General features: G+C 57.9%; 23 protein-coding genes. 9 read left to right on the top strand and 14 right to left on the bottom strand.

Going from position 1 to position 22,991, the window contains the following annotated elements; all coding sequences use genetic code 11:
* The first annotated feature begins 50 nt into the window (after positions 1-50).
* The 3 genes from C4S72_RS15775 (at position 51) to C4S72_RS25790 (ending at position 1,002) form a co-directional block, all read left to right on the top strand.
* Positions 51-275, top strand: coding sequence for an addiction module protein (locus tag C4S72_RS15775; RefSeq protein WP_104004125.1), 225 nt, complete (start codon positions 51-53; stop codon positions 273-275).
* On the top strand, positions 272-568 hold the full coding sequence (locus C4S72_RS15770; protein ID WP_104004124.1) for a type II toxin-antitoxin system RelE/ParE family toxin: 297 nt from the start codon (positions 272-274) through the stop codon (positions 566-568). Before C4S72_RS15775 ends, C4S72_RS15770 begins: the two co-directional genes overlap by 4 nt.
* 260 nt (positions 569-828) lie before the next feature.
* Positions 829-1,002 carry a hypothetical protein gene (locus C4S72_RS25790; protein ID WP_160115532.1) on the top strand — a complete coding sequence of 58 codons (174 nt, stop codon included), beginning with the start codon at positions 829-831 and terminating at the stop codon, positions 1,000-1,002.
* A gap of 325 nt (positions 1,003-1,327) precedes the next feature.
* Here C4S72_RS25790 and C4S72_RS25655 read toward each other — a convergent pair whose 3' ends face one another.
* The 10 genes from C4S72_RS25655 to C4S72_RS15720 all read right to left on the bottom strand — a co-directional run bounded on the left by C4S72_RS25655 (position 1,328) and on the right by C4S72_RS15720 (position 13,646).
* Positions 1,328-1,552, bottom strand: a complete 225-nt coding sequence (locus C4S72_RS25655) for an L-asparaginase family protein (RefSeq protein ID WP_146071915.1) — start codon at positions 1,550-1,552, stop codon at positions 1,328-1,330.
* A gap of 104 nt (positions 1,553-1,656) precedes the next feature.
* Entirely contained in the window at positions 1,657-2,889 is a 1,233-nt protein-coding gene (locus C4S72_RS15760; RefSeq protein WP_104004122.1) for an SEL1-like repeat protein, read from the bottom strand.
* Between the two features lie 375 nt (positions 2,890-3,264).
* Positions 3,265-4,230 carry an asparaginase gene (locus C4S72_RS15755; protein ID WP_160115531.1) on the bottom strand — a complete coding sequence of 322 codons (966 nt, stop codon included), beginning with the start codon at positions 4,228-4,230 and terminating at the stop codon, positions 3,265-3,267.
* A 371-nt stretch (positions 4,231-4,601) separates the two neighbouring features.
* The gene (locus tag C4S72_RS15750; protein WP_104004120.1) at positions 4,602-5,972 is read right to left on the bottom strand and encodes a D-serine ammonia-lyase; all 1,371 of its coding nucleotides are present in this window, start codon (positions 5,970-5,972) and stop codon (positions 4,602-4,604) included.
* 54 nt (positions 5,973-6,026) lie between these two features.
* The gene (locus C4S72_RS15745; protein WP_104004119.1) at positions 6,027-6,812 is read right to left on the bottom strand and encodes a sulfite exporter TauE/SafE family protein; all 786 of its coding nucleotides are present in this window, start codon (positions 6,810-6,812) and stop codon (positions 6,027-6,029) included.
* Positions 6,813-6,903: 91 nt separating this feature from the next.
* Positions 6,904-8,352 (bottom strand): amidase, encoded by a 1,449-nt coding sequence (locus C4S72_RS15740; RefSeq protein WP_235009165.1) that lies wholly within the window; start codon positions 8,350-8,352, stop codon positions 6,904-6,906.
* Between the two features lie 114 nt (positions 8,353-8,466).
* Entirely contained in the window at positions 8,467-10,113 is a 1,647-nt protein-coding gene (locus C4S72_RS15735) for an ABC transporter ATP-binding protein (RefSeq protein WP_104004117.1), read from the bottom strand.
* Positions 10,113-11,003, bottom strand: a complete 891-nt coding sequence (locus C4S72_RS15730; protein ID WP_200826809.1) for an ABC transporter permease — start codon at positions 11,001-11,003, stop codon at positions 10,113-10,115. The genes C4S72_RS15735 and C4S72_RS15730 overlap by 1 nt, the downstream gene beginning before the upstream one ends.
* Positions 11,003-11,944 (bottom strand): ABC transporter permease, encoded by a 942-nt coding sequence (locus C4S72_RS15725; protein WP_104004116.1) that lies wholly within the window; start codon positions 11,942-11,944, stop codon positions 11,003-11,005. The genes C4S72_RS15730 and C4S72_RS15725 overlap by 1 nt, the downstream gene beginning before the upstream one ends.
* 97 nt (positions 11,945-12,041) lie before the next feature.
* Positions 12,042-13,646: an ABC transporter substrate-binding protein gene (locus C4S72_RS15720; RefSeq protein ID WP_104004115.1), complete on the bottom strand. Its 1,605-nt coding sequence runs from the start codon at positions 13,644-13,646 to the stop codon at positions 12,042-12,044.
* Positions 13,647-13,835: 189 nt separating this feature from the next.
* Between C4S72_RS15720 and C4S72_RS15715 the strand changes: the two genes are divergently transcribed.
* Entirely contained in the window at positions 13,836-14,738 is a 903-nt protein-coding gene (locus tag C4S72_RS15715; RefSeq protein ID WP_104004114.1) for a LysR family transcriptional regulator, read from the top strand.
* A gap of 93 nt (positions 14,739-14,831) precedes the next feature.
* Here C4S72_RS15715 and bhcC read toward each other — a convergent pair whose 3' ends face one another.
* Positions 14,832-15,995 (bottom strand): 3-hydroxy-D-aspartate aldolase BhcC, encoded by a 1,164-nt coding sequence (gene bhcC, locus C4S72_RS15710; RefSeq protein ID WP_104004113.1) that lies wholly within the window; start codon positions 15,993-15,995, stop codon positions 14,832-14,834.
* Positions 15,996-16,223: 228 nt separating this feature from the next.
* Here bhcC and C4S72_RS15705 point away from each other — a divergent pair, with 228 nt between their 5' ends.
* Genes C4S72_RS15705 through C4S72_RS15695 form a run of 3 tightly spaced genes read left to right on the top strand, consistent with a single transcriptional unit; the run spans position 16,224 to position 18,585 of the window.
* Entirely contained in the window at positions 16,224-16,913 is a 690-nt protein-coding gene (locus C4S72_RS15705; protein WP_200826808.1) for a TetR/AcrR family transcriptional regulator, read from the top strand.
* 40 nt (positions 16,914-16,953) lie between these two features.
* Positions 16,954-17,298, top strand: coding sequence for a RidA family protein (locus C4S72_RS15700; protein WP_104004111.1), 345 nt, complete (start codon positions 16,954-16,956; stop codon positions 17,296-17,298).
* A gap of 54 nt (positions 17,299-17,352) precedes the next feature.
* Complete coding sequence (locus C4S72_RS15695; RefSeq protein WP_104004110.1) at positions 17,353-18,585, top strand: NAD(P)/FAD-dependent oxidoreductase; 1,233 nt, start codon at positions 17,353-17,355, stop codon at positions 18,583-18,585.
* 432 nt (positions 18,586-19,017) lie between these two features.
* On the opposite strand, the gene yaaA is transcribed toward C4S72_RS15695, so the two are convergent.
* The 3 genes from yaaA to C4S72_RS15680 form a co-directional block, all read right to left on the bottom strand.
* Positions 19,018-19,800: a peroxide stress protein YaaA gene (yaaA, locus tag C4S72_RS15690; RefSeq protein ID WP_104004109.1), complete on the bottom strand. Its 783-nt coding sequence runs from the start codon at positions 19,798-19,800 to the stop codon at positions 19,018-19,020.
* 125 nt (positions 19,801-19,925) lie between these two features.
* A complete protein-coding gene (locus C4S72_RS15685) occupies positions 19,926-20,165 on the bottom strand; it encodes a DUF2789 domain-containing protein (protein WP_104004108.1) in 240 nt (79 codons plus the stop codon).
* A 105-nt stretch (positions 20,166-20,270) separates the two neighbouring features.
* Positions 20,271-20,552: a hypothetical protein gene (locus C4S72_RS15680; RefSeq protein WP_104004107.1), complete on the bottom strand. Its 282-nt coding sequence runs from the start codon at positions 20,550-20,552 to the stop codon at positions 20,271-20,273.
* A 157-nt stretch (positions 20,553-20,709) separates the two neighbouring features.
* Here C4S72_RS15680 and C4S72_RS15675 point away from each other — a divergent pair, with 157 nt between their 5' ends.
* Both C4S72_RS15675 and C4S72_RS15670 read left to right on the top strand, forming a co-directional pair.
* Positions 20,710-21,990 (top strand): tryptophan--tRNA ligase, encoded by a 1,281-nt coding sequence (locus tag C4S72_RS15675; protein WP_104004106.1) that lies wholly within the window; start codon positions 20,710-20,712, stop codon positions 21,988-21,990.
* A gap of 36 nt (positions 21,991-22,026) precedes the next feature.
* Positions 22,027-22,881 (top strand): sulfurtransferase, encoded by an 855-nt coding sequence (locus tag C4S72_RS15670; protein WP_104004105.1) that lies wholly within the window; start codon positions 22,027-22,029, stop codon positions 22,879-22,881.
* Positions 22,882-22,991: the final 110 nt, after the last annotated feature.

The raw sequence follows: 22,991 nt of genomic DNA, 5'->3' as shown, positions 1-22,991 counted from the left end.
TGACCCATCCATGCCAGAATAAAACGAGGATAAAATGAGAGGTTTATTCGATGGATCTCAAACAGATTGAAGATGAGGCGCTACACCTGACCAAAGAGGAGAGAGCACAACTGGTCCAGCGACTGGTCGCGAGTTTGGAGTCGCCGTCAGCTGAGGAGTTAAGGTCTGACTGGTTACTTGCGGCCCGCCGCAGAGCTGAAGAACTCGACCAAGGGTTTGTGCAGGCAGTGTCCGGTGAGGATGTATTGAAAAAGGCTAGAGCACTAATCAAGTGAACTATTCTTTTCACCCGGCAGCGGAAGCCGAGTTTCTGGAATCGGTCGGTTACTATGAATCGAAAGTTCCAGGGTTGGGCGCTGCACTGATTGAAGAGTTTGAGGCTCTAGTTAAGTTGCTTGGCGAGTTACCCAAAGCCTGGCAGATTGAGCTTCCGCCAGATATTCGTAGAGTACCTTTTCACCGATTTCCGTTATCTATTGTGTATCGCGAGACACACGATGGCTTTCAAGTTCTGGCTATTGCTCATGATCGACGGCGGCCGCTTTATTGGCGAGGTAGAGGTATGTGAGCGAAGTAGTGCTCTCAGTACACTAAGAGGTTTATTATGACTATAGATATACCAACTTGGGTTATCGGTACTACGGGAGCATTTTTTATATTTTTGGCGACGGTAACAGGAATAATTTCTGATCGAGTGGTCCAGTCAAAATTGGCTAAAAAAAGAAAGACCTATTTGAACTTGAGCGGAAAACAGATAACGCATGGGATAACTTGAAACAGGCAGCGTCTAGGGTTTCGTGTTCTTTTCACAGTGTTGGTTTGTACTTGATGTCTAAGGCAGATCCTCAATTTTGCTTGGCAAATGCAGCACAAGATTTAAGAGGTGCAGTGCTTTCTTTATATGTGTCCTCTGGGATGGATGTCCTGCCTAAGGTACCAGAGGAAATTATGGTGCTTGAGTCACAGCTATCCGGTGGAGATCTTCGAGCTTTTGAAAAATGAATGTTATTATTGATAACCTCCGTTTAGATGCTATGCGTTATATGAATAAAGTAGCGATTAAACGAAGAACTGTCGAGCAGGAAATATTTAGGTTGGAAAATATACAGCGCCTGTGGAGTAAAATATTTATTGGTTTTAATATGTTTGGACTATCAGTAGTGCTATTGAAAGATATGCCTATATGGAAAGTTTAAGTGTAAGTTTTACCTGATTTTATTTAAAGTATTTTTGAGATCTAGGAAATATATAACACCCCTCTGGGTATGTATCACGGCGATAAGGAGTTACGAAAACTTTCGCTATCGACCGCCTGCCCGACACCGATCTAACAAGCCAACAGAATCCGAGCTTTTTTCGCCTCCAGATCCTGCTCGCTAATAACGCCGTTAGCGGTCAGATCGGCAAAGCTGCTGGGGTATTTGTAAGCGGGGGAGACGCGTTCCTGATCGCAGGCAGGGGTGATTACCACCTTCATGTCCGGAGCAAGCGCCTCTCGGATCGCTGAAACCCAGCAGGGTAGTAGATGGCCACGACCAAAGCCCTCGATCACTCAACCTGCTCGTCCGGCATTGCTGACGGTGCGAAGTCACAGATCCGATGTGCTCGAGGTGGCCTGGCCCAGCTCGACCTTTGCCATTTCGCTGGCTGTGCGGTTTAAAAAATACTATCGTCCCAAGCGCCGCTGATACCATCCAGATAGATCACCGGTTGTAAGTCGATCTCTGCCCCGTATTCTGCGATCGCTCGTGCTTGTTCTTCATCGGTTAAAGCCGCTAGATCTGCATTGTATTGCAATAGTGACAGTGACCTTTGGTTTCTGGGTGTGAATTGGAGGGCGTCGGCCTCGCCTAAGGTAGCGTCATCCCAGGCTTTGGCATAGGCGAACCCCCGCAGCAGGGCCTCCCGTTGCTGCTTGCCCTTGTCTACCCAATAGTCCAGCGCGATATTGCTGTGACGTTCTTTGGTGATGGTGGACAGGTTTCTAATAATGGTGGTGTTGGCCGTTTCAGTCGCTTGTGGCAGATCTGAAAAATTCCAGTAAATCAGCGCTGCTGAATCAAGATTATTGTTGTTGGCTGCATAGGTTAAAAGCTGCAGCAGCGCTTTTTTATCACTTTCTGTCAGGGGATTTTTGCTCTCGTCGAACGGACTCAGTTGTTCCCTATCGAAGTACATCTCCACCAGGCGATTGAGTGGTCGAAAGTAATTCTGTTCGGCGCTCTTTTTAACGAGCGCAAGATAACGATGAAAGTATTCGGCATCGGGGCGGTCGTAACGCGCGTATGCCAGTAGCGCATACTCGGCTTTGAGGTCTCCTGCGGCTGAGCGTTGTTTTAATAGCTCAATGGCCACATCGCCCCATGCGTCATCACAGTCTCGGCGCATTCTCATTTCGCATGAATAGCGATTGTACTTCGGCGTAAGCCTTATAGCGGCGTATGGGTTGCCGAGCTTGGCCGCGGCTTTAAACAGTTTGGCGCCGTCGCTACCGGCAAATGCGTTGCTGCGATAGCTGATTTCCGCCAACCAAAACATGGCATCGGCGTTACCTTGATCTACCAGTGGTTTTAATAACTCCCTGGCGTGTGTCCAGTTCTGTTGCTGGATCGCTGCGAGCGCAGCATAGAGCGGCTCATCAGGGTGATAGGTGCTTGAGGCTAAGAGATTGGGATTGACGCTTTGATGTTGTTCAACAAAGACCAGTAACTCTTTTAAGGTCTCTGACGCTGGTTTTGCGACCTCTTTATCTAGACCGGTCGGCCATTTTAGATAGAGGTAATAGCTAAACGTTGCTGCGCTACCAACGACCATCAGCAGCAGTAAGGCTTTGCTGAGCTTCTTTATGATCGCCGTTTTGTTGTTGGCCCGATTCCCTTGCTTAGACATATCCCTGTTCCACTCGTGGCTAAATCGTCGCTTGAATGCGCGTCGCATCTTAACGTTTATTGGCCGTCTAAGGATATGATTTATAAAGTAAATCGCCTCTGGTAAGCGGCTTTTACCAATTATGGAAGGCTAGGGTTGTAGCGATAACAACTTGGGTCGAGGCTTGTTCGGCTCAACATGAGCTTGGGATTATTAAGGGCTTTACCCTCTGTTATAACCCCAAGGGCAGATTGGGAGTCCGCTCGAAACTCAGGGCAGATCAGGATGTTTCGGGCGGATTTGTCGCGGCGAGGGCACAGCTCTTTCCTGAAAACAGCCGCTGCCTGGGTTAATAAACTGGGTATTACAGGAAGCGTGCCCCACGCCGATTGGATATTAGAGAAAGCTCTGGCTATCCACCGCCTGCCCAGCACCGATCAAACAGGCCAACAGTATCCGTGCCTTTTTCGCATCCAGATCCTGCCCGCCGATAACGCCATTAGCGGTCAGATCGGCGAAGCTGCCGGGGTATTCGTAGGCGGGGAATACACGTCCCTCATCGCAGGCTGAGGTAATTACCACCTTCATGCCGCTATCGACCGCCTCTTTGATTGCTGGAAGCCAGCTTGGCGGCACATGACCGCGGCCGAAGCCTTCGATCACCAGACCTTGCGCATTGCTGGTGGTGGCGGCCCGGATAAACAGATCCGACATACCCGAGGCTGCCTTGATCAACTGCACTTCCGCCATGGCGGGCAGGGCGTCGAAACAGGCTTTGGCGGCGGTCGCAGTGCACTGGATAAATACCTCACCCCGGTCGATGGTGCCGATCTGGCCGCCAGCGAAGCCGTCCACGTTGGAGGTGTGGACTTTGCGCACGGAACGGGGCGAGAAGATTTTTTCGTTAAACACCAGCAGCGTGTCGGAGTAATCAGGCTGATCAGCGGCCGCCAGGGTGATCGCATCGCGGATATTGGCGAAAGAGTCGCTGCCGATTTCACTGGGAATCCGCTGAGAACCGGTGGTCACCACCGGCTTGTGGCTGGTGATGGCCAGGGAGAGGAAGTAGCTGGTCTCCTCCAGCGTATCGGTGCCGTGGGTGATCACCACACCGCTGATATCGGTGCGTAGCAGGAAGGATTCCACCACAGACTTCAACAGTAACAGCTTGTCGAAATCCATGGCATTGCTGGGGATCTGAAAGGCGCTGAACACCTCCAGCTCGACCTGATCAGATGACAGATCCTTATAGGCGCCGAGCAGCTTTTCGCCGGTAAGCTTGCCGGCAATTGAGCGCCCGGTTTCCGGATCGGTGGTGCTGGCGATGGTACCGCCGGTAGTTATTACGGCTATTTTTTTCATGAGTTTTCTCATGTGGAAATTTTTACGCTGCAGCGTTCAACGGAGAGCTTTCGTTGGCAGAGGAGTGTCGATAAGACTGACATTGCCTTCAGCCATACCTGCCTTGCTAAGCGCACCTGTAGTGTCCCCTTCTGCGCAGCCGAGCATCGCAGGCTGAAAGAGAAATAAGGGAAAGGCTGTTTGAGGCGAAGCCGAGTTTCCTTTCCCGCTCTTTCAGGCGAGAAGCACAGGGCAGTCGGCGTAGCCGACCCAGCGGCAGGGGCGGTTTGGGATTGTTAAGGCACTTGTCCGTACAAGTGCCTTGACTCGCCCAGCAGGGCGAAACCTGACTCTAGAAAAACGACTGATTCAGGCAATTCTCACAAACCTCATTATCTGCGAAAAGCTTCCGAGAGAGCCTTCTCCCCCAACGCGTAATACTTAGCGCGCTCTTCAGCAGGCACCATATTCCCCCCAGTCGCCCAGGCCAGATGCGTGGCATTGGTCAGGCTCTCTGCCAAACCAATCTGCGCCAGCGTCTCGCTGCCAGCCTTTTGCAACCAGGCAAAGCCCGGCAGGCCGGCTGCGGCCGAAGGCTCGATGGAAAGCTGTTCCGCGTCGGTCATCAGTTTCACCAGCGCGTGTAGCGTATCGTCGCTGGCGGTGTAGATGCCATCCAGCAGCGGGTCCATCACCGCGCCCACGAAAGCGGACGGGCGACCCACCGCCAGGCCATCGGCGCAGGTCAGGTTATCCAGGCCGATATCCTGCACACTGATGCCGTTGTGCAGGCCCGAGTGCATCCCCAACAGCATGCAGGGGGAGTGGGTGGGCTCTGCAAAGAAGCAGTGCACCGCATCGCCGAATACATGCTTGAGGCCAAAGGCCACGCCGCCGGGGCCACCGCCGACACCGCAGGGCAGGTAGACGATCAGCGGATGCTGGGCATCGACGCTGATGTTCTGCTCTTCCAGCTGCTTTTTCAGGCGCAGAGCGGCCACGCTGTAGCCGAGGAAGAGGGTGGTGGAATCTTCGTCATCGACGAAGTGGCAGCCCGGTGTAGCCAGTGCTTCTTCACGGCCCTGGGCCACGGCAACGCTGTAGTCGGATTGATGCTCGACCACGTTGACGCCCTTGGAGCGCAGCATCGCTTTTTTCCATTCACGAGCGTCGGCAGACATATGCACGGTGACATTAAAGCCGAGCTTGGCGCTCATGATGCCGATACTAAGACCCAGGTTGCCGGTGGAGCCGACGACGATGCCGTGCTTGGCGAACAGCGCTTTAAAGGGGGCTGTATCGAAGCAGGCGTAGTCGATGCCCTCATGCAGCAGGCCGTTCTCTGCCGCCAGCTTCTCGGCGTACTGCAGCACTTCATAAATACCGCCGCGCGCCTTGATGGAACCGGAGATCGGCAGGTGGCTGTCGCACTTCACCAGCAGGTTGGCCGGGGTTTCGGTGTCGAGCAGACCGGCCACCGCTTTGGCGCCGTTATCGACGCGGATCAACGGGGATTCGATGATGCCATTACGCTCGGCAGTCTCCGGGAACACCGCCTTGAAGTAGGCGGCGAAGCGATCGAGACGGGCGCTGGCGTCTTCGATATCGGCAAAGCTTAGCGGCAGCTTCGCTTTGACCGACTCAAACGAGGTGACCTTGGGGTTGATCCACAGGCGCTCGCGGCACTGTTGCAGGTCGTCGAGAACCGGATCCTTGTTGGCGCTGGCCTTGGCGATCCAGTCAATGTGATTCAGGTTTTCCATACTCAGTTAAACCTCGGGCTGGGGTTTTAGTGGGCAGTTGGATCGAAGCATCGGTCAGACCAGAAAGTTGATGCCGACAATCAAAAGTAAAGCCGAGAACAGGCGCTTAAGCAGCACCTGATCGAGGCGGTGGGCCAGCTTCGCACCGAAGCGGGCAAAAAGCATGCTGGTGGCGCCGATACCGATCAGGGCCGGCAGGTAAACATAGCCGAGGCTCCATTCCGGCAGGCCTTCGGCCTGCATGCCAAACCAGATAAAGGAGGCGGAGCCGGATAGTGCGATTGGCAGGCCGCAAGCGGCGGAGGTGGCCACAGCGATCTTCATCGGGAAACCACGCCAGCTCAGCAGCGGTACGGTCAGCGAGCCACCACCGATACCGAAAATCGCTGAAGCCCAGCCGATAAAGATACCGGAGCCGCCAAGGAAAACGCGGCCCACCGGTTTTTCTTCATGGCTGGCGGGCTTGAGCTGGAAGAACATCTGCACGGCGATGACGATGGCGAACACGCCGATCACCCGCTGCAGTACCTCACCGCTGAGGAATGAAGCGGTATAGCCTCCCAGCACGCTGCCGCCGACGATCCCCACGCTTAGCATCGCTACCGCGGGCCAGCGCACAGCGCCGTGCTTGTGGTGCGCCATCACCGAGTTGATCGAGGTAAAGACGATGGTGGCCAGCGAGGTACCCACCGCCAGATGGGTCAGGATCTCCGGTGAGATGCCCTGGGCGGTGAACATGTAGACCAGGATCGGTACGATCACCAGGCCGCCGCCGATGCCGAAAAGGCCCGACAGCACACCGGCAACCGAGCCGAGGATCAGGAAGGTTATCCACTCCATGTTTATCTGTTCCGTACTGCGTAAAAAGAGACCGGCATCACAGGGATGCCGGGGTGATCGAGGGGCGCATAGTTTACAGGCTTACAGCTGATCAGGCGAAGCCGAGGAATCCTTCCACTTCGCTGATTGGGCTGGCGTTTTTCAGGTAGGAAAGGTCAACCTGTGGGCGCTCCAGCTCCACGTCGCCTTTGAACAGGGTTTCCAGTTCGCGGGCGAACGCCAGGGTTTCCAGGTCGCTGCCGCGACGGCCGATGATCTGCAGGCCAAAGGGCATACCGTCGGCATCGCGACCGGTGGGCAGGGTTACTGACGGGTGGCCGGCCAGGGTGGAGGCGTAGGCCATGGAGAGCCAGTGGTAGTAGCTCTGGGTCGGCTCGCCGTCGATCTCGGTCGGGTACAGCTCGTGCCAGTCACGCGGGCTGATGGTAGTGGTCGGCGCAACAATGAAGTCGTGGTGTTCAAAGAACGCCTGCCACTGACGGTACAGCTTGGTCTGGTTGGTCAGTGCACGTACCACGTCTAGCGCCGAGTAGCTTTCGCCTTCGATTACGTTGTCGTGAACGTTCGGGCCCACCTTGTCCGGGTACTGTTTGGCGAGATCGCGGTGATGGCCGGAGAAGCACAGCGCACGGATCACGGCGAAGGTGTCGTCGGCGTTCAAGCAGTCCGGGTGGGTGTCGTTGAGCTGACCGAACACATGGCCGAAGCGCTTGAGCTTGGCGTGGAAGCTGTCCGCCACCAGCTTCTCGGTCATGGCGAAACCGAAGTTGTGGGTGAAGGCGACACGGGCGTTGCACAGGTCGTAGCGCGGCAGGTGACGGAAAGCTTCCGGGTTGTGTGCTGCCTGGCCTTCGATCACCGGGGTCCAGGGATCGCGACGATCCGGACGGATCATGGCGGAGAGCATCAGCGCGGCATCGTCGACGGTGCGTGCCATCGGGCCGTTCATCGACATCGGCAGCCAGCCCAGCGGACGGCTATGACCGGGCACAACGCCCGGGGTGGCGCGAAAACCAACCACGCCACAGAAAGAGGCCGGATTGCGCAGGCTGCCGCCGGTGTCGGAACCGGTAGCCAGCGGGCTCATGCCGCAGGCCAGGGCCACGGCGGAGCCGCCGGAGGAGCCGGCGCAGGAGCGGGTCAGGTCGTACGGGTTGGCGGTGACGCCGTAGACCGCGTTGCGGGTGTTACCGCCGGCGCTCCATTCGGGGTTGTTGGCCTTGCCCATCATCAGCGCGCCTTCCTGACGCAGCTGCTGGATCATCGGATCATCACCCTTGGCGATGTTGTTGGCGTAGATCTCGCTGCCGAAGGTGGTCGGCAGGCCTTCCACATCGACCATATCTTTTACGGAAACCGGCAGACCGTGCAGGGTGCCGAGCTTATCACCGCGGTCGATGGCATTCTGGGCTTCGGCGGCGGCTTTGCGCATCTTGGTGAAGTCATCAACCACGAGAGCGTTGACGGCGTGGTTCACTTCCTCGGCGCGGGCGATGCAGCTTTCGGTCAGCTCTACTGCAGACAGCTTTTTTGAAGCCATTAAACGGCGGGCTTCTGTGGCACTCAGATCACAAGGGTTCATAAATTTCTCTCTAAATCGTCAATTCGTCTCAAATGCCTGGCGCTGAATTGCCAGGTGATAATTCTCGGTTGCTCAGCCTGCGGGTGAAAAGTTGGCGAAGTCCCAGGAGCGTCCCGGCGCCACTTCGATCAACTGGCGCGTGTACTCCGCTGTCGGGTTGCCCAGTACATCGTTGGCCGGGCCATACTCGACTACCTTGCCGCGCTGCATCACCAGCACGTCGTCACAGATCTGTGCGGCGACGCGCAGGTCGTGGGTGATAAACAGCACCGCGATACCGAGGCGCTCCTGGATATCGTCCAGCAGGCCCAGTACCTGTGCCTGTACCGATACGTCGAGGGCGGAGACCGCCTCGTCTGCCACGATCACATCCGGCTCCATGGCCAGGGCGCGGGCGATGGCGATGCGCTGTCGCTGACCACCAGAGAACTGGTGCGGGAAGCGGTTGATCGCATCCGCCGGCAGACCCACCAGCTGCAAAAGCTCCGCGGCCCGACCCAGGGCGGTTTCCCGCTTGGCGCCGTAGTTCATCGGGCCTTCGATCAGGCTGTCGCCCACGGTGCGGCGTGGGTTCAGCGAACGATACGGATCCTGGAAGATCATCTGGATGCGGTGACGGTGCGGCTTCAGGCCCACGGCGGTGAGGCCGGAGATCTGCTGGCCGTCGACACGGATCACGCCATCGGTGGGGTCGATCAGGCGCATCACACAGCGCGCCAGGGTGGACTTGCCGGAACCGGACTCGCCAACGATGCCAAGGGTTCGCCCTTCATACAGCTTGAAGCTGATGTTGTTGACCGCCTTGGTGCCGGGCTTGGGCTTTTTAATCCAGCTCAGCAGGCCGCGCTTCGGCGCATATTCTTTCACTAGCTCGGCCACATCCAGTACCAGACGCGGGCCACGCTGCGGACGAGGTTCACGCGGGGTCAGGCTTGGCACCGCCGAGAGCAGATCACGGGTGTACTGCTTCTGCGGGTTGGAGAGGATCTGTTTGACCTCGCCCTGTTCCACGATGACACCGAAGTGCATGACGCAGACGCGGTGAGCGATATCCGCCACCACACCCATATCGTGGGTGATGAACAGCACCGCGGTGCCGTGTTTCTCCTGCAGTTCGCGGATCAGCTTGAGGATCTGGTGCTGGGTGGTCACATCCAGCGCCGTGGTGGGCTCATCGGCGATCAGCAGCTTCGGCTTCAGCAGCAGCGCCATGGCGATCATGATGCGCTGACGCTGGCCACCGGAGAGCTGATGCGGGTAGCTGTCGTACATCCGCTCGATATCCGGCAGATGCACCTGCTCCAGTGCATCCAGCACGATCTCGCGGCGTTTGGCGGCCGGCTCAGAGGTGTGGCAGGCCAGTACTTCGTCGAGCTGACGGCCCACGGTCAGTACCGGGTTCAGTGCCGTCATCGGCTCCTGGAAGATCATCGCCATGCGGCTGCCGCGCAGCTCGCTGATCCGCTTCGGAGAAGCCTGCAGCAGATCTTCTCCGTCCAGCAGGATGCGACCACCGGCGGCGCGCAGGGCGCCCTCCGGCAGCAGGCCCATGGTGGTCAGCGAGGAGACCGACTTACCGGAGCCGCTCTCGCCCACCAGGCAGAGGGTCTCGCCTGGCTGGATCTCAAAGGAGATGCCTTTGAGGATCTGTTTCGGATCCTTGGCGTCGGTTTCAACGACCAGGGAATCGACTTTCAGTACAGGGTTTTCAGTGCTCATCAGCCTTCCCTCCGCTTCATTTTCGGATCCAGCGCATCGCGGGCCGCGTCACCCAGCAGGTTGACCGACAGGATGCAGAGTGACAGCAGCAGACCCGCCCAGAGGATCATCGAGGGGTTGAGCTGGAAGTAGATTCGGCCCTCGGACATGATGTTGCCCCAGGTCGGTGTTTCAGAACTCAGGCCCACACCCAGGAACGACAGCGTCGCTTCGGTGAGGATCGCGGCGGCGCAGATATAGGTGCACTGCACGATCAGCGGCGCAAAGGTGTTCGGCATCAGGTGGCGCCAGAGGATGGTGCGGGTCGGCGTACCCATCAGCACCGCGGCTTCCACGAACGCTTCTTCACGGGTGGCCAGCACCTGGGAGCGCACCAGTCGCACGATCTGCGGGATCTCCGGCACCATGATCGCGATCATCAGCGTCCAGAGGTTGGCCGAGGTCAGCGACACGATCGCAATCGCCGCGAGGATGCCGGGGATCGCCATCAGGCCATCCATAAAGCGCATCAGGATCGCATCCAGGGTACGGAAGTAGCCGGTCAGCAGACCCAGCGGCAGACCGATCAATACGCAGAGGAAGGCAACCCCCAGGCCCACGGTGAGGGAGACCTGCGCGCCGTAAACCACACGGGAGAACAGGTCGCGACCGAAGGCGTCGGTGCCGAGCAGATGTTCGGCGCTCATGCCCTTGAGGCGGTTGGCCGGCGAGATCTCGACCGGATCATGGGTGGCGATCATCGGTGCGAAGATCGCCATCAGTACGATCAGCAGCAGGATGGTGGCCGCAACGATGGTGGCGGTCTTCGGGCGTACCCGGAACACCTTGCTCATCAGCTTGTGGATGCCGCGGCTCGCAGGCATCTCGGTGGAGACAGTCTGTGCGTGCATTAGTAGCGGATCCTCGGGTCAGTGATGGCGTAGGACAGGTCGATCAACAGGTTGATCACCACGTAGAGGCCGGCGGTCAGCAGAATCAGCGCCTGGATCACCGGGTAGTCGCGGGACAGCACCGCATCCACGATCAGGCGGCCAAGGCCGGGGATGTTGAACACGGTTTCGGTGACCACCACGCCGGAGACCATCAGCGCGAAGCCGGCGCCGACCACGGTCAGGATTGGCACAGCAGCGTTACGCAGGGCGTGACGGAACAGCACGATACGCTGGCCCAGGCCCTTGGCGCGGGCGGTACGGATGTAATCCTCACCGAGTACTTCCAGCATGCTGGCGCGGGTCATACGGGCGATCAGCGCGATATAGACAGAAGAGAGCGTCATCGCCGGCAGAATCAGGCGGGTGATGAACTCGCCGATGCCGTCATCGATGCTGCGATAACCCTGTACCGGCAGCCATTTCAGCTCGATGGCGAACACCTGGATCAGGATATAGCCGATAACGAAGACCGGTACCGAGAAGCCAACCACGGAGGTGGACATCACCAGGTTGTCGATCCACTTGCCCTGTTTCCAGGCAGCGATAACGCCCAGGGGCACAGAGATCAGAACGGTCAGAGTAATGGCGGCCAGAGCGAGGCTGATAGTCGGCTCCAGACGCTGGGAGATCATCGACATCACTGAAGTCTGAGAGATCAGCGAGGTGCCGAAGTCACCCTGAAGCAGGTTACCGATCCAGATAAAGAACTGGGTATGGAGCGGTTCATTCAGGCCGAGGGCGGTACGGATGTTGTTAACCTGCTCGGCATCGGCCATTTCACCGGCGATGATGGTAGCGGGATCGCCCGGCGAGAGGCGCAGTAGCAAAAACACGGAAAGAGCGACGACGAGCATGACGGGTATGGCGGCCAGCAGTCGACGGATAAAGTAACCAAGCATGGTTTATCCCCCGGATAGAGGTGAATCGGATCGAGCACCCCGCCCGGGCGGGCGGGGCTTTTTACAAGGGTTTAAAGAGAGGTGCCAAGCCTTAAGCTTAGTCCTCTTTCTTCATGCCCCAGAAGGCGGTCAGCGGGCCCTGAACGATGTCGGAGACATCGTCACGCCAAGCGTTAACCAGTTTGAACTGACCCAGCGGGATGGTGTTGACCTCCTGCATGGCAAGTTTCTGCACGTCGGTCACCAGCTGTGCGCGGGCATCTTCGTCGGTGGTTGCGGCGTAGTCTGCACGCAGTTTTTCCATTTCAGGGATGTCCGGCCAGCCGAAGTAGCTGCCGGTTTCGCCGCTGGAGATCAGCAGCGGGTTAACCACCGGAGACCAGAGCGCATCGACGCTGTAGTTGGTGATGAACATGCCCCAGCCGCCTTCGCTCGGCAGGTCCTTGCTGGCACGCTGGCTGACCACGGTCTGCCAGTCCATCGGACGCAGTTCAACCTTGAAGCCGGCCTTACGCAGCGCCTGGGCCACAACGATCGGCTGCGGAGCCAGGGTTGCCACGTCGGTAGGCTGCAGAATCACCACCGGAGTGCCGTCGTAGCCGGCTTCTTCCAGCAGTTTTTTCGCCTGTTCCAGGTCACCGCCGCTGGTCAGGGACTCGCCGTCCACTTCACTGTCACGCGGGTGGTTGCAGCCGAATACGGATGCGCAGAGTTCGTAGAAGCGCGGATCACCGATCATCGCTGCCATCACATCTTCCTGGCTCACCGCCAGCAGTGCGGCGCGGCGGATGCGGGCATCGTTCAGCGGCGCGTGCAGGAAGTTCATACGTGCCACAGACATCCAGCCGAGGGGGTCGTTTACTGCAGTGTGTACTTCAGGGTTGGCTTCCAGCAGCGGCATCAGGTCGTAAGGAGTACGCTCGATGTAATCGATATCGCCGCTGTTGATGGCGTTGATGGTGGTCTGCACGTCCGGCATGTTGATCCATTCGACGCGATCCACATACACCTCTTTGCTGCCGGCGGTGGCCTCTGGTGCTTCAGTACGCGGTACGTATTCATCAAACTTTTCGTAAACCACTTTGACGCCCGGCTGGAACTCGTCGGCGACAAACTTGAACGGGCCTGAACCGATCTGGTTCGGCAGCGGCTCACCGTTCGGTACGCTGGCTACGGCTTCAGGCATCATGAATGCGGGAACGGAAGAGGGCTTGGAGATCAGGCTGATCACTTCGCCGAACGGCTTGGCCAGCTTCAGTTCGAAAGTTTTGTCATCAACTGCAGTGAGGCTCTCGGTGTTGGCCATCAGCAGCTTGCCGCCGGCATCGAAGGTGCCCCAGCGCTTCAGGGAAGCGATACAGTCAGCGGCGGTGACCGGTGTACCATCGTGCCAGGTAAGGCCGTCGCGCAGGGAGAAGGTGTAAGTCATGCCATCTTCGGAGACTTCCCAGTCAGCCATCTGCGGCTGCGGCGCGTAGTTCTCGTCCAGACCCAACAGGGTGTCATAGATCATGTAGCCGTGGTTCTTGGTGATGGTTGCACTGCTGGCAACCGGATCAAGACCACGCAGCGCTGCGTGCATGACGGCACGAACGGTAGTGTCAGCCTGAACGTTAGCGGCAAAGGAAAGAGCGCTGGCCATGCCAGCTACTGCCAGCATACCGAGTCCTGTCGAACGGCGGTTGAACTTCGGTTTCAACATCGTGTGGTACTCCTTAGCGGGTCTAATCTCAGGGGCATAACTTTATATAGGTCCGCACTGTTCTGTTGTCGTGCTTTGACCCTGTTTGATTCGATACTAACGCTGGCTTTAGGCATGCAGTTAGATGTATTTTTCGAATGACGTATTGCCTTTTCGGCAATACCCTCCGGGGCGTGAAAGGATAGAGATATGAATGACCGGGCGCTAGTTGATAATGCGTTGCGTTACTTTCTCGAGGTGGCTCGCCAGGGCTCCATCAACAAGGCTTCCAATGAGCTGCATGTGGCGCCCTCGGCGGTGAGCCGGCAGATAGCGCGGCTAGAGTCGGAGCTGGGCACCCAGCTGTTTGAGCGCCTTCCCACCGGCATGCGCCTGAGTCCTTCAGGTGAACTGCTGGCTGGACACGCGCGCAAGGCGCGCCTGGAGGCAGCGCGGATAATCGATGAGATCACCGGCCTTGAAGGGATTCAGAAGGGGATGGTTCACATCGCCAGCATTGAAGGTCTGGCGAGCTATCTGCTGCCCCATGTGATCGGCGAGTTCCGCAAGAAGTATTGGGGGATCCACTTCGATCTGCAGATCTGTTCATCGGCCGAGGTGACGCGCCGGGTACGTGAGGGTAATGCCGATATAGGACTGGCGATCTCGCCGCCGCCTGAAAAGGATATCAAGGTGGAGAAGCGGATCATGGCGCCGATCTACGCCATCATGGCCAAGGATCATCCGCTGGCGTCGAAAAAACAGGTGACGCTGGCCCAGCTCAGCAGCTACCCACTGGCGCTGCCGACACGCGATACCACCGTGCGTCAGCTGTTCGATGTGAGCTGCAGCCGCCAGGGGCTGCTGATCGAGCCGGTGATGGTGTGCAACTTTGTCAATTCGCTGATCCAGTTTGCTGCCTGTCAGGGGGGGATCACGTTGTTTGGTGAGGTCTCTATCCGCCACCTGAATGATGGCTCCGAACTCAAGGCGCTGCCAATCAAGGACCGGGAGATGAGTGCCCGAACCATCGAGGTTCAGACCATGGCCGGGCGAACCCTGCCGAAAGGGGTCGCCGCGTTTCTGGAACCCCTTTGCATGGCGTTGGAGTGAAGTGGGAAAGGAGAGTGGTGGCTCAGCGGAATAAGCGGCTATAGAGACGAACGCCGGGCTAACCCCGGCGTTGTAAGCAGTGGGTTACGGAGTTTAGAAAGCTTTGCCGCGGGCGCTTACAGGCCAGAGCGCTTCCACTTTGCCGTTGCGCACGCCCACGTACCAGTCGTGGATGTTGCAGGTGGGGTCACAGTGACCAGGGATCAGACGCAGGCGCTCGTTGATCTTCAGCACGTTGTGCGGATCCTGGATCTCGCCGTGCTCGTCGGAACATTTGACGTATTTCACATCCTCACGGCCAAAGATCACCGGCAGACCGGAATCCACAGACTGCACCTTGAGACCGGCATCACAGACCGCCTTGTCCGCCTTGGCGTGGCTCATGATGCTGGTGAGAATAAACAGCGCGTTATCCCACTCGCCCTGATCGATGCGGCGGCCATCCTGGTTTAGGTTGCGGCCGTAATCCGCATCCATAAAGGCGTAGGAGCCGCACTGAAGTTCGTTGTAAACGCCCGAGTTACTCTCCAGGTAGTAGGAGCCGGTGCCGCCGCCGGTGACCAGTTCAGGCTTGAGACCAGCCTCGGTCAGCGCGTCCACCACCTGCTTCGCCTTGGCCACGGCAATATCCAGTTTCTCCTTGCGCTCGGCATAGGTGCGCAGGTGCTGCATATCACCCTGGTAGGCCTGGATGCCACCGAACTTGAGGTTGTCTGCCGTGTCTATCGCCTGGGCGATCGCCACCGCCTGCTCCGGTGTATCCACGCCGCAACGCCCGGCACCGCAGTCGATCTCCACCAGGCATTCGAGCTCGGTGCCTGCGGCTTGTGCCGCTGCGGACAGCTCAGCCACGTTAGCGATATCGTCGATACAGACGCTGGTGCGGGCGCCAAGTTTGGGAATTTCAGCCAGGCGTTTCAGCTTGAATGGGTCACGCACCTGGTTGGAGATCAGCACATCCTTGATGCCGCCTCGGGCGAACACCTCGGCCTCCGAGACCTTCTGGCAGCAGACGCCGTCGGCGCCGCCAAGCCTTTCCTGCAGCTTGGCCACATCCACCGATTTATGCATCTTGCCGTGGACCCGGTGGCGCATGCCGTGGGTTTTCACGTATTCACCCATTTTGATGATGTTGCGCTCCAGCGCATCCAGATCGAGGATCAGACAGGGGGTCTGAATCTCGCTCTCATCCATTCCGACCTGAGCCGGCAGATCAAAACCTACTTCCAGTGTCTGCGGATCAAGGCCCGTGACCATGCTGTGTACTCCAATATCTTTTTATCGATGCTTATCGAATTCTGTCTGAGTGGCGGCCTGATTTTTAACCGCTGGCGCCAATAGAACGATGATCAATTGATTAATTGAACGGTGTTCTATTAAGTAGTATCGTCAAAACGATCAAAAGGCAATCGTCTGCAGCGGGAAAACAGATTCTTGACCAGCAAAAGCGATAAGAGAACAGGGCTGCGGGGAAGGGCAGCAACAGTGGGTCTCGATAAGACCCAGATCGTTAATGCGGCTATAGAGCAGATCGACCAGCGAGGCCTCGCAGCCTTCTCCATGCGTGAACTGGCCAGAACCCTGGGCGTATCGCCCGCCGTGATCTATTGGCATGTGGGCGGCCGGCAGGAAGATCTGTTCGCCGAAGTTTCTGCCGTGATTACCGCTGCGCTGACCGATGAAATTGAACCGGAGCAGAGCTGGCAGGATCGCCTGCGCTCGGTGTTCCGCCGCTACCGTTATCTGGTACATCAACACCCGAAGGTGGCGCCCCTGCTGGGGGCTCAGATGAAGTCCAACGGCGTTGCCAACCTCGTCTGGGTGGAGACGGTGCTGGCTGCACTGGCGGAAGCAGGCTTTGAAGGCGAGAGTCTGCGCGATGCGTTCAATGTGCTTATCGGCGGCTTGTCCGGTTTTGTCACCATGGAGTTGGCACCGCCACCGGATGATGCCGATGGCTGGCAGCAGACCTTCGCCGACCGGGTGGCGAACATCGATGCCGACAGTTTTCCCCATACTCATGCCGTGTTGCCACTGATCAGCAACCGTATTTTCGTGTTGCGCTGGCAAAACGGCGCCGATGTTTCCTACGACAGCAGCTTTGAGATGCTGCTCGATATCATTATCGACGGCCTGACGCTGCGGTCGCAGCAGCAGGGCGTTTCTCGTCGATAAGAGCCTTTTCACCAACTAACTTTTTATCTGAGAGCTGTGAATGTCTTCTGTATCTGCTTTGCCATTTTCCAAGGTTCGCCGTATCGACAACAACGTCTATCTCTCCGGCGAGATCGGCTTCAACCCGGACGGCTCTATCCCCGAGGGGATTGCGGCTCAGACCCGTAACTGTCTGAACCGTATCAGCGCCACCCTGGAGCTTGAGGGGCTGAGCCTGGCGAACGTCGCCTCCTGTACCTGCTACCTGACCAAAAAAGAGGATTTCGCCGAATTTAACCGCGTATACGCCGAGTTTTTCAACGCGCCGCTACCGGTGCGTACCACGGTGCAGAGTGGCCTGATGATCGATGCGCTGGTTGAAATCACCGTCATTGCCCAGGACTAAAAAGCCCAGGACTGAATTGCCTGGGAAATAAAGACGGCGGGAGGCCGGAGACGGATGTCAGAGATACTGGTTCTGGGTGCCGGCATGGTCGGCGTTTCCAGCGCGCTGGCGCTGCAGGCGCAGGGGCACCAGGTAGTGCTGGTGGACCGGCACAGCAGCTGTCGCGAGACCAGCTATGGCAATGCCGGTGTGATCCAGACCGAGGCGGCGGAGCCTTATGCGTTGCCTAGGAACCTGATGACCCTGTTCCGTTACGGCTGTGGCTTCAGTAACGATGTGCTCTGGCAGCCGGGTGCGCTGCTGCGGATGAAGCCGGCACTCTGGCGTTACTTCCGTCACTCAGCACCCGCAGAGCACGCCCGCATCAGCCGCATCTATTCCCAGCTCACCAGCCGGGCCGCCGACGATCATGCGCCTCTTGTCGCTGCGGCCGGGGCGCAGTCGTTGATATCAACCGATGGCTTGTCGGAGGTTTATCGCCAGCAAAGCGGCTTTGAAAGCGCGGCGAAGGAAGCGGCGCGGTTCAAAGAGCAGTACGGTATCAGTTCACGCATTCTCGATGGTGCAACCTATCGTGAAGAGGAACCTGCGTTAAAACAGGCGCCCGCCGGGGTGATCCACTGGAACGAAAGCTGGAGCTGCCGCGATCCCGGCGCGCTGACCGATGACTACCGGGCGCTGTTTCTACAGCGCGGAGGCAGCTATCGGCAGGGCGATGCGCAAACGCTTTCGCAGTCGGCCAAAGGCTGGCGTGTTGAAGGCGAGAGCGGACCGATAGAGGCGGAGCAGGTGGTGATCGCCCTGGGCCCCTGGTCACCGCAACTGCTGCGCCGCTTTGGCTACCGTATCCCGATGATCTACAAACGTGGCTATCACGGCCATTTCAATGCACCGCTTGCACTGAAGCGCCCGTTTCTGGATGCCGATAATGGTGTCGTCGTGGCGTCGATGGCAAAGGGGATGCGAGTCACCTCAGGTGCTGCACTGGTAGCGCTCGACTCAAAAACGCAACCGACCCAGCTGGAGCGGGGCGCCGAAGCCTTGCGCAGCCTGGTGGACCTGGGCGAACGCATTGACGAACCCCAATGGTTCGGCACCCGTCCCTGTATGCCCGATATGCTGCCACTGGTTGGCGCTGCGCCGAACCACCAGGGTATGTGGTTCAACTTCGGCCACGGCCACCAGGGCTTCACCCTGGGACCCACCACCGGCCAACTGCTGGCCGAAATAATGGCTGGAGTAGACTCCGAAATCACCCGGGGGCTGGCACCTGGGACTCGGCTCTGATTGGGAGGGATTTGGTAGGTTTACTTTGATTAAACATCTCAGGTAAAGGGACTTCGGTTAGCTGATTGGCGTGTCATATTTTTGCTGTCGATCAGGGTGCTTAATTTTACTATGGCTCTGGTCCCACTAAGGGCACCAAGGTTTCCCCTTCTGCGCAGCCGAGCATCGCAGCCTGAAAGAGAAACAAGGGGCCTGCTGTCTGAGGCGAAGCCGAGTTTCAGGCCCCGCTCTTTCAGGCGAGAAGCACAGGGAAATCGGCGTAGCCGATCAAGCGGCAGGGGCGGCTTGGGGTTATCAGGGGCCTTGGCCGTCCAAGGCCCCTGATTCGCCAGCAGGCGAAACCTGCGCTTGAAAAATGCAGAGGTAAAGATGACGCCTGCATCAGCGGCGAGCGTGATTCATGCAGATTAAGCTTGCAGGGGAGCTTAACGTTTACTTCGCCGGCGGCTCATCCCGCAAGAAGATCCACTTATTCCCCTCAGACTGCTCAGGACTGAAGTAGTACCCTTCCAGGTCGAAATTCTTCAGCGCCTCTGGCTCATCGATACGGTTTTCGATGATATATCGGCTCATCAGGCCTCGCGCCTTCTTGGCGTAGAAGCTTATGATCTTGTACTGGCCGTTTTTCAGATCCTTGAAGTCCGGGGTGATAATCTCGCAATCCAGGTTCTTCGGCTTCACTGACTTGTAGTATTCATTGGAAGCCAGGTTCACCAGCACAGGGTTTGCCTGCTCGCGTAGCTCCGCCTGCAGGGATTCGGTGATGATGTTGCCCCAGAACTGGTAGAGGTTATCGCCACGCTTGTTCTTCAGCTTGGTGCCCATCTCCAGGCGGTAAGGTTCCAGCAGATCCAGCGGGCGCAGCACGCCATAAAGGCCGGACAGAATGCGCAGATGGTTCTGGGCGAACTCGAAATCGTCTTCGCTGAAGTTTTCCGCTTCCAGACCGGTGTAAACGTCACCCTTGAACGCCAGTACGGCAGGGCGGGCGTTATCCAGCGTATGCTTGCGATCCCAGCTTTCGTAGCGGGCTACGTTAAGGCTGGAGAGCTTGTCGCTCAGCTTCATAAGGTCGGCGATATCCTGCACGGCGAGTGTGCGCAGCTGCTCGATCAGCTCGGCAGAGTGCTCCAGAAAGCGCGGCTCGGTGTGCCTGTCGGTGGCCAGCGGGGTTTCGTAATCCAGAGTTTTTGCGGGGGAGATCAGAGTCAGCATCGGAGTCGGGCCTGCAATCCTTGAGATGAGTTAACCCGATGATACCCAACCTGACCGGTGGGAAAAAGGCGGCCGCTACCCTTGCCGGGTTGCGGCCGTGGTCTATGTCGGTGAATTGAAGCCTGTCAGTGCTCGTTACGCAGACGGATATTGAGCTCGTCCACCACTTCAGCCCAGTCGGAATCGGCCTGGATAGCATCCTGCAGAAACGCTGCCTGGGAGTCGGTCCAGAAGGTCGCTTCGTGCAGCGGCACCTCTTCGCTGAACAGGCGGTGAGTCTCGATAAAGCGGTCGATGGCAGCGCTATCGCTGGGCAAACCCAACTGTTCGAACAGGGTATTCAACGTATGGCTACTGGTATCCATAATCTCTAAACCTCCTGTTTTTGATCTGTCGTTTGCCGGCGTCTGATCCGGCCCGATGTAAGCGCTTTAAGTATGGATGGGCAGCAGACGATGTCAAAACAGGGGTCAGCTACGACGTTTCTGCAGCCGTTTCTGAAACCATAGCTGCGCCATCAGGCAGATTACCGCGCCGAACAGGACAAAAAAGGAATTGAGCAATGCTGGGGACTCACCGAGCAGCGTGATCAGCGTACCCGCAAAGAGCAGGCCGCCGAGCATGCAGAACAGGGCTATCAACAGGCTATGGGTGATCTCGCCGGCAGAGCGTGCTTTGCGGCGTTTTACCAGGATCGCGGCAGGAATCAGAAAGCCGGCCAGGGTGATAAATGAGGGGAGCAGTTCGGTCATTATTATTCTCGTTGCAGGTTAGCCTTGGAAAAGCGGTGAACAGGTGTATGCCTTGCTTCGATTTTTGTACCATCTTGTTGCATCTCAAGACAGCCTCCAAAGGTCGATATCGTGTATGATATCGCCCCTCATACGCGAAGGATCCAAAGAGTAAACGATGAGTAAAAAGACCGTACTGACTGGTATCACCACCTCGGGTACGCCGCACATCGGCAACTACCTGGGCGCGATCAAACCGGCCATCGAAGCAAGCGAGAACCCGAACTTCAACAGCTACTTCTTTCTGGCTGACTATCATGCGCTGATCAAATGCCATGACCCGGAGCGCGTGGCACGATCCACCCGCGAGATCGCCGCAACCTGGCTGGCGCTGGGACTGGATACCGACAAGGCGACTTTTTACCGTCAGACCGACATTCGCGAAATCCCGGAGCTGACCTGGATTCTGACCTGCCAGACCTCCAAGGGACTGATGAACCGCGCCCACGCCTACAAGGCCGCCACCGACGCCAACCGCGATGCGGGCAGCGAAGATCTGGACGACGGCGTGACCATGGGCCTGTTCAGCTACCCGGTGCTGATGGCGGCGGACATCCTGATGTTCAACGCCGATATCATTCCGGTGGGCAAGGACCAGATCCAGCATATCGAGATGGCCCGCGACGTGGCCGGTCGTTTCAACCATGTCTACGAACCGCTGTTCACCCTGCCGGAAGCGCTGGTGGATGAAGAGACCCAGCTGATTCCGGGCCTCGACGGTCGCAAGATGTCCAAGAGCTACGACAACACCATTCCGTTGTTCTGCTCCAGCGACGAACTGCGCAGCCTGATCAACAAGATCAAGACCGACCTGCGCGAGCCGGGCGAGCCCAAGGACCCGGATACCAGCACCCTGTTCCAGCTCTACAGCCTCTTCGCCAATGAAATCGAGCGCGGAGAGTTACGTCTCCAATACGAAGAGGGGATCGCCTGGGGCGATGCCAAGCGAGAGCTGTTTGAGTTCCTCGATGCCAAGCTGAGCGCACCGCGCAGCCGCTACAACGAGCTGATGAACGACATGGGCTACGTTGAAGAGGTGCTGCACAAGGGAGCAGAGAAAGCCCGCGCCCAGGCTGCACCTTTGCTGGAGAAAGTGCGTATAGCCGCCGGCATCCGCCCGCTGACTTACGTTCCTTCCGCCAGCGTTGATCAAGATGAGAAGAAAAAAGAGAAGAGCGCCGAAGAGCTGGCCCGTATCGAAGAGGGTAAGCGTCGCGCTATTCTCAAGCAGGTTCAGCATCTGATCGACCGCGTTGTTGGCGCCGATGATAAGGGCGCGGCAGCGGTAGCCGTGGTGGAAGAGAAAACCGCCGAGGTCGAGCAGCTGAAGAAAAAGGCCAAACAGAAAGCCCAGAACGAGCTCGACTTGCTCAAAGAGGAGCTGGCTGGCTACCTCTGATCCACGCTCTACATACCGCTGAAAAGGGAGTGAGAGATGTACGATACGCTGATTAGTGTTGAGCAGTTTCTGTCTTTGGACGATCCGCTGATTCTTGATTGCCGTTTTGTACTCTCTACCTCGCCGGAGGATCTGAGCGCCGGGGCCCGTGCCTTCGCCGCGGGCCATATCCCGGGCGCTTGCTATATGCATCTGGATGATGATTTTTCGTCATCGATCACGCTCGACTCCGGTCGCCATCCTCTGCCCGACCCTGGGCTGCTGCTCGCTAAACTGAAATCCCTGGGACTCAGGTCCGGCCGTCAGGTGGTGCTCTATGACGACTCGGGTGCGGCGTTTGCGGCCCGCGGCTGGTGGCTGCTGCGCTGGTTGGGCCATGCTGAGACTACCGTACTGAACGGCGGCTGGAGTGCCTGGCTTGCTGCAAGCGGCGCGGTCGAAACCGGAGATCCCGACCGAACCGTTACCGATGCTGAGGCTAACGTTCAGGTCGATAGCGATGCGGTGGTCAGCTCGGATTCCCTGCAGCTGATGCTCTCTGCTAAGAGTTGCCTGCTGGTGGATGCTCGCGCGCCGGAACGTTTCCGTGGTGACGTTGAGCCGCTCGATCCCGTGGCCGGCCATGTGCCGGGCGCGGTCAATCAGCTGTTTACCGACAACCTCAAGGATGGTTGCTTCCTGCCGCCGGAGATCCTGCGTGAGCGCTGGCAGGCCCTGCTGGGTGAGCGTAAACCCGAAGAGGTGGTGCACATGTGTGGCTCTGGTGTGACCGCCTGTGTGAACCAGCTGGCGATGGAGGCTGCAGGGCTCAAAGGTTCCCGCCTCTATGCTGGCTCCTGGAGCGAATGGATCCGCGATCCTGCCCGGCCGGTAGCGACAGGTCCCGCCTGATAGCAAGTGCTGTTGATAAAAAGTGCTGGCGATAACAAGTGATGGTTGAAATCTCGGCTTGTTGTCAGTCAGCTACAAACGACCGGTAGTGCGCGTAACTCTTCCCCTCA

Source organism: Marinobacterium lutimaris, assembly GCF_900108065.1.
GTDB lineage: Bacteria > Pseudomonadota > Gammaproteobacteria > Pseudomonadales > Balneatricaceae > Marinobacterium_D > Marinobacterium_D lutimaris.
The sequence above is the reverse complement of the archived record's forward strand: the minus strand, read 5'-3'. Positions and strand labels throughout refer to the sequence as shown.

Coding starts and splice junctions, on each gene's coding strand:
- C4S72_RS15775 (WP_104004125.1), top strand. CDS start 51: ATGGATCTCAAACAGATTGAAGATGAGGCGCTACACCTGACCAAAGAG.
- C4S72_RS25790 (WP_160115532.1), top strand. CDS start 829: ATGTCTAAGGCAGATCCTCAATTTTGCTTGGCAAATGCAGCACAAGAT.
- C4S72_RS15760 (WP_104004122.1), bottom strand. CDS start 2,889: ATGTCTAAGCAAGGGAATCGGGCCAACAACAAAACGGCGATCATAAAG.
- C4S72_RS15755 (WP_160115531.1), bottom strand. CDS start 4,230: ATGAAAAAAATAGCCGTAATAACTACCGGCGGTACCATCGCCAGCACC.
- C4S72_RS15750 (WP_104004120.1), bottom strand. CDS start 5,972: ATGGAAAACCTGAATCACATTGACTGGATCGCCAAGGCCAGCGCCAAC.
- C4S72_RS15745 (WP_104004119.1), bottom strand. CDS start 6,812: ATGGAGTGGATAACCTTCCTGATCCTCGGCTCGGTTGCCGGTGTGCTG.
- C4S72_RS15740 (WP_235009165.1), bottom strand. CDS start 8,352: ATGGCTTCAAAAAAGCTGTCTGCAGTAGAGCTGACCGAAAGCTGCATC.
- C4S72_RS15735 (WP_104004117.1), bottom strand. CDS start 10,113: ATGAGCACTGAAAACCCTGTACTGAAAGTCGATTCCCTGGTCGTTGAA.
- C4S72_RS15730 (WP_200826809.1), bottom strand. CDS start 11,003: ATGCACGCACAGACTGTCTCCACCGAGATGCCTGCGAGCCGCGGCATC.
- C4S72_RS15725 (WP_104004116.1), bottom strand. CDS start 11,944: ATGCTTGGTTACTTTATCCGTCGACTGCTGGCCGCCATACCCGTCATG.
- C4S72_RS15720 (WP_104004115.1), bottom strand. CDS start 13,646: ATGTTGAAACCGAAGTTCAACCGCCGTTCGACAGGACTCGGTATGCTG.
- C4S72_RS15715 (WP_104004114.1), top strand. CDS start 13,836: ATGAATGACCGGGCGCTAGTTGATAATGCGTTGCGTTACTTTCTCGAG.
- bhcC (WP_104004113.1), bottom strand. CDS start 15,995: ATGGTCACGGGCCTTGATCCGCAGACACTGGAAGTAGGTTTTGATCTG.
- C4S72_RS15700 (WP_104004111.1), top strand. CDS start 16,954: ATGTCTTCTGTATCTGCTTTGCCATTTTCCAAGGTTCGCCGTATCGAC.
- C4S72_RS15695 (WP_104004110.1), top strand. CDS start 17,353: ATGTCAGAGATACTGGTTCTGGGTGCCGGCATGGTCGGCGTTTCCAGC.
- yaaA (WP_104004109.1), bottom strand. CDS start 19,800: ATGCTGACTCTGATCTCCCCCGCAAAAACTCTGGATTACGAAACCCCG.
- C4S72_RS15685 (WP_104004108.1), bottom strand. CDS start 20,165: ATGGATACCAGTAGCCATACGTTGAATACCCTGTTCGAACAGTTGGGT.
- C4S72_RS15680 (WP_104004107.1), bottom strand. CDS start 20,552: ATGACCGAACTGCTCCCCTCATTTATCACCCTGGCCGGCTTTCTGATT.
- C4S72_RS15675 (WP_104004106.1), top strand. CDS start 20,710: ATGAGTAAAAAGACCGTACTGACTGGTATCACCACCTCGGGTACGCCG.
- C4S72_RS15670 (WP_104004105.1), top strand. CDS start 22,027: ATGTACGATACGCTGATTAGTGTTGAGCAGTTTCTGTCTTTGGACGAT.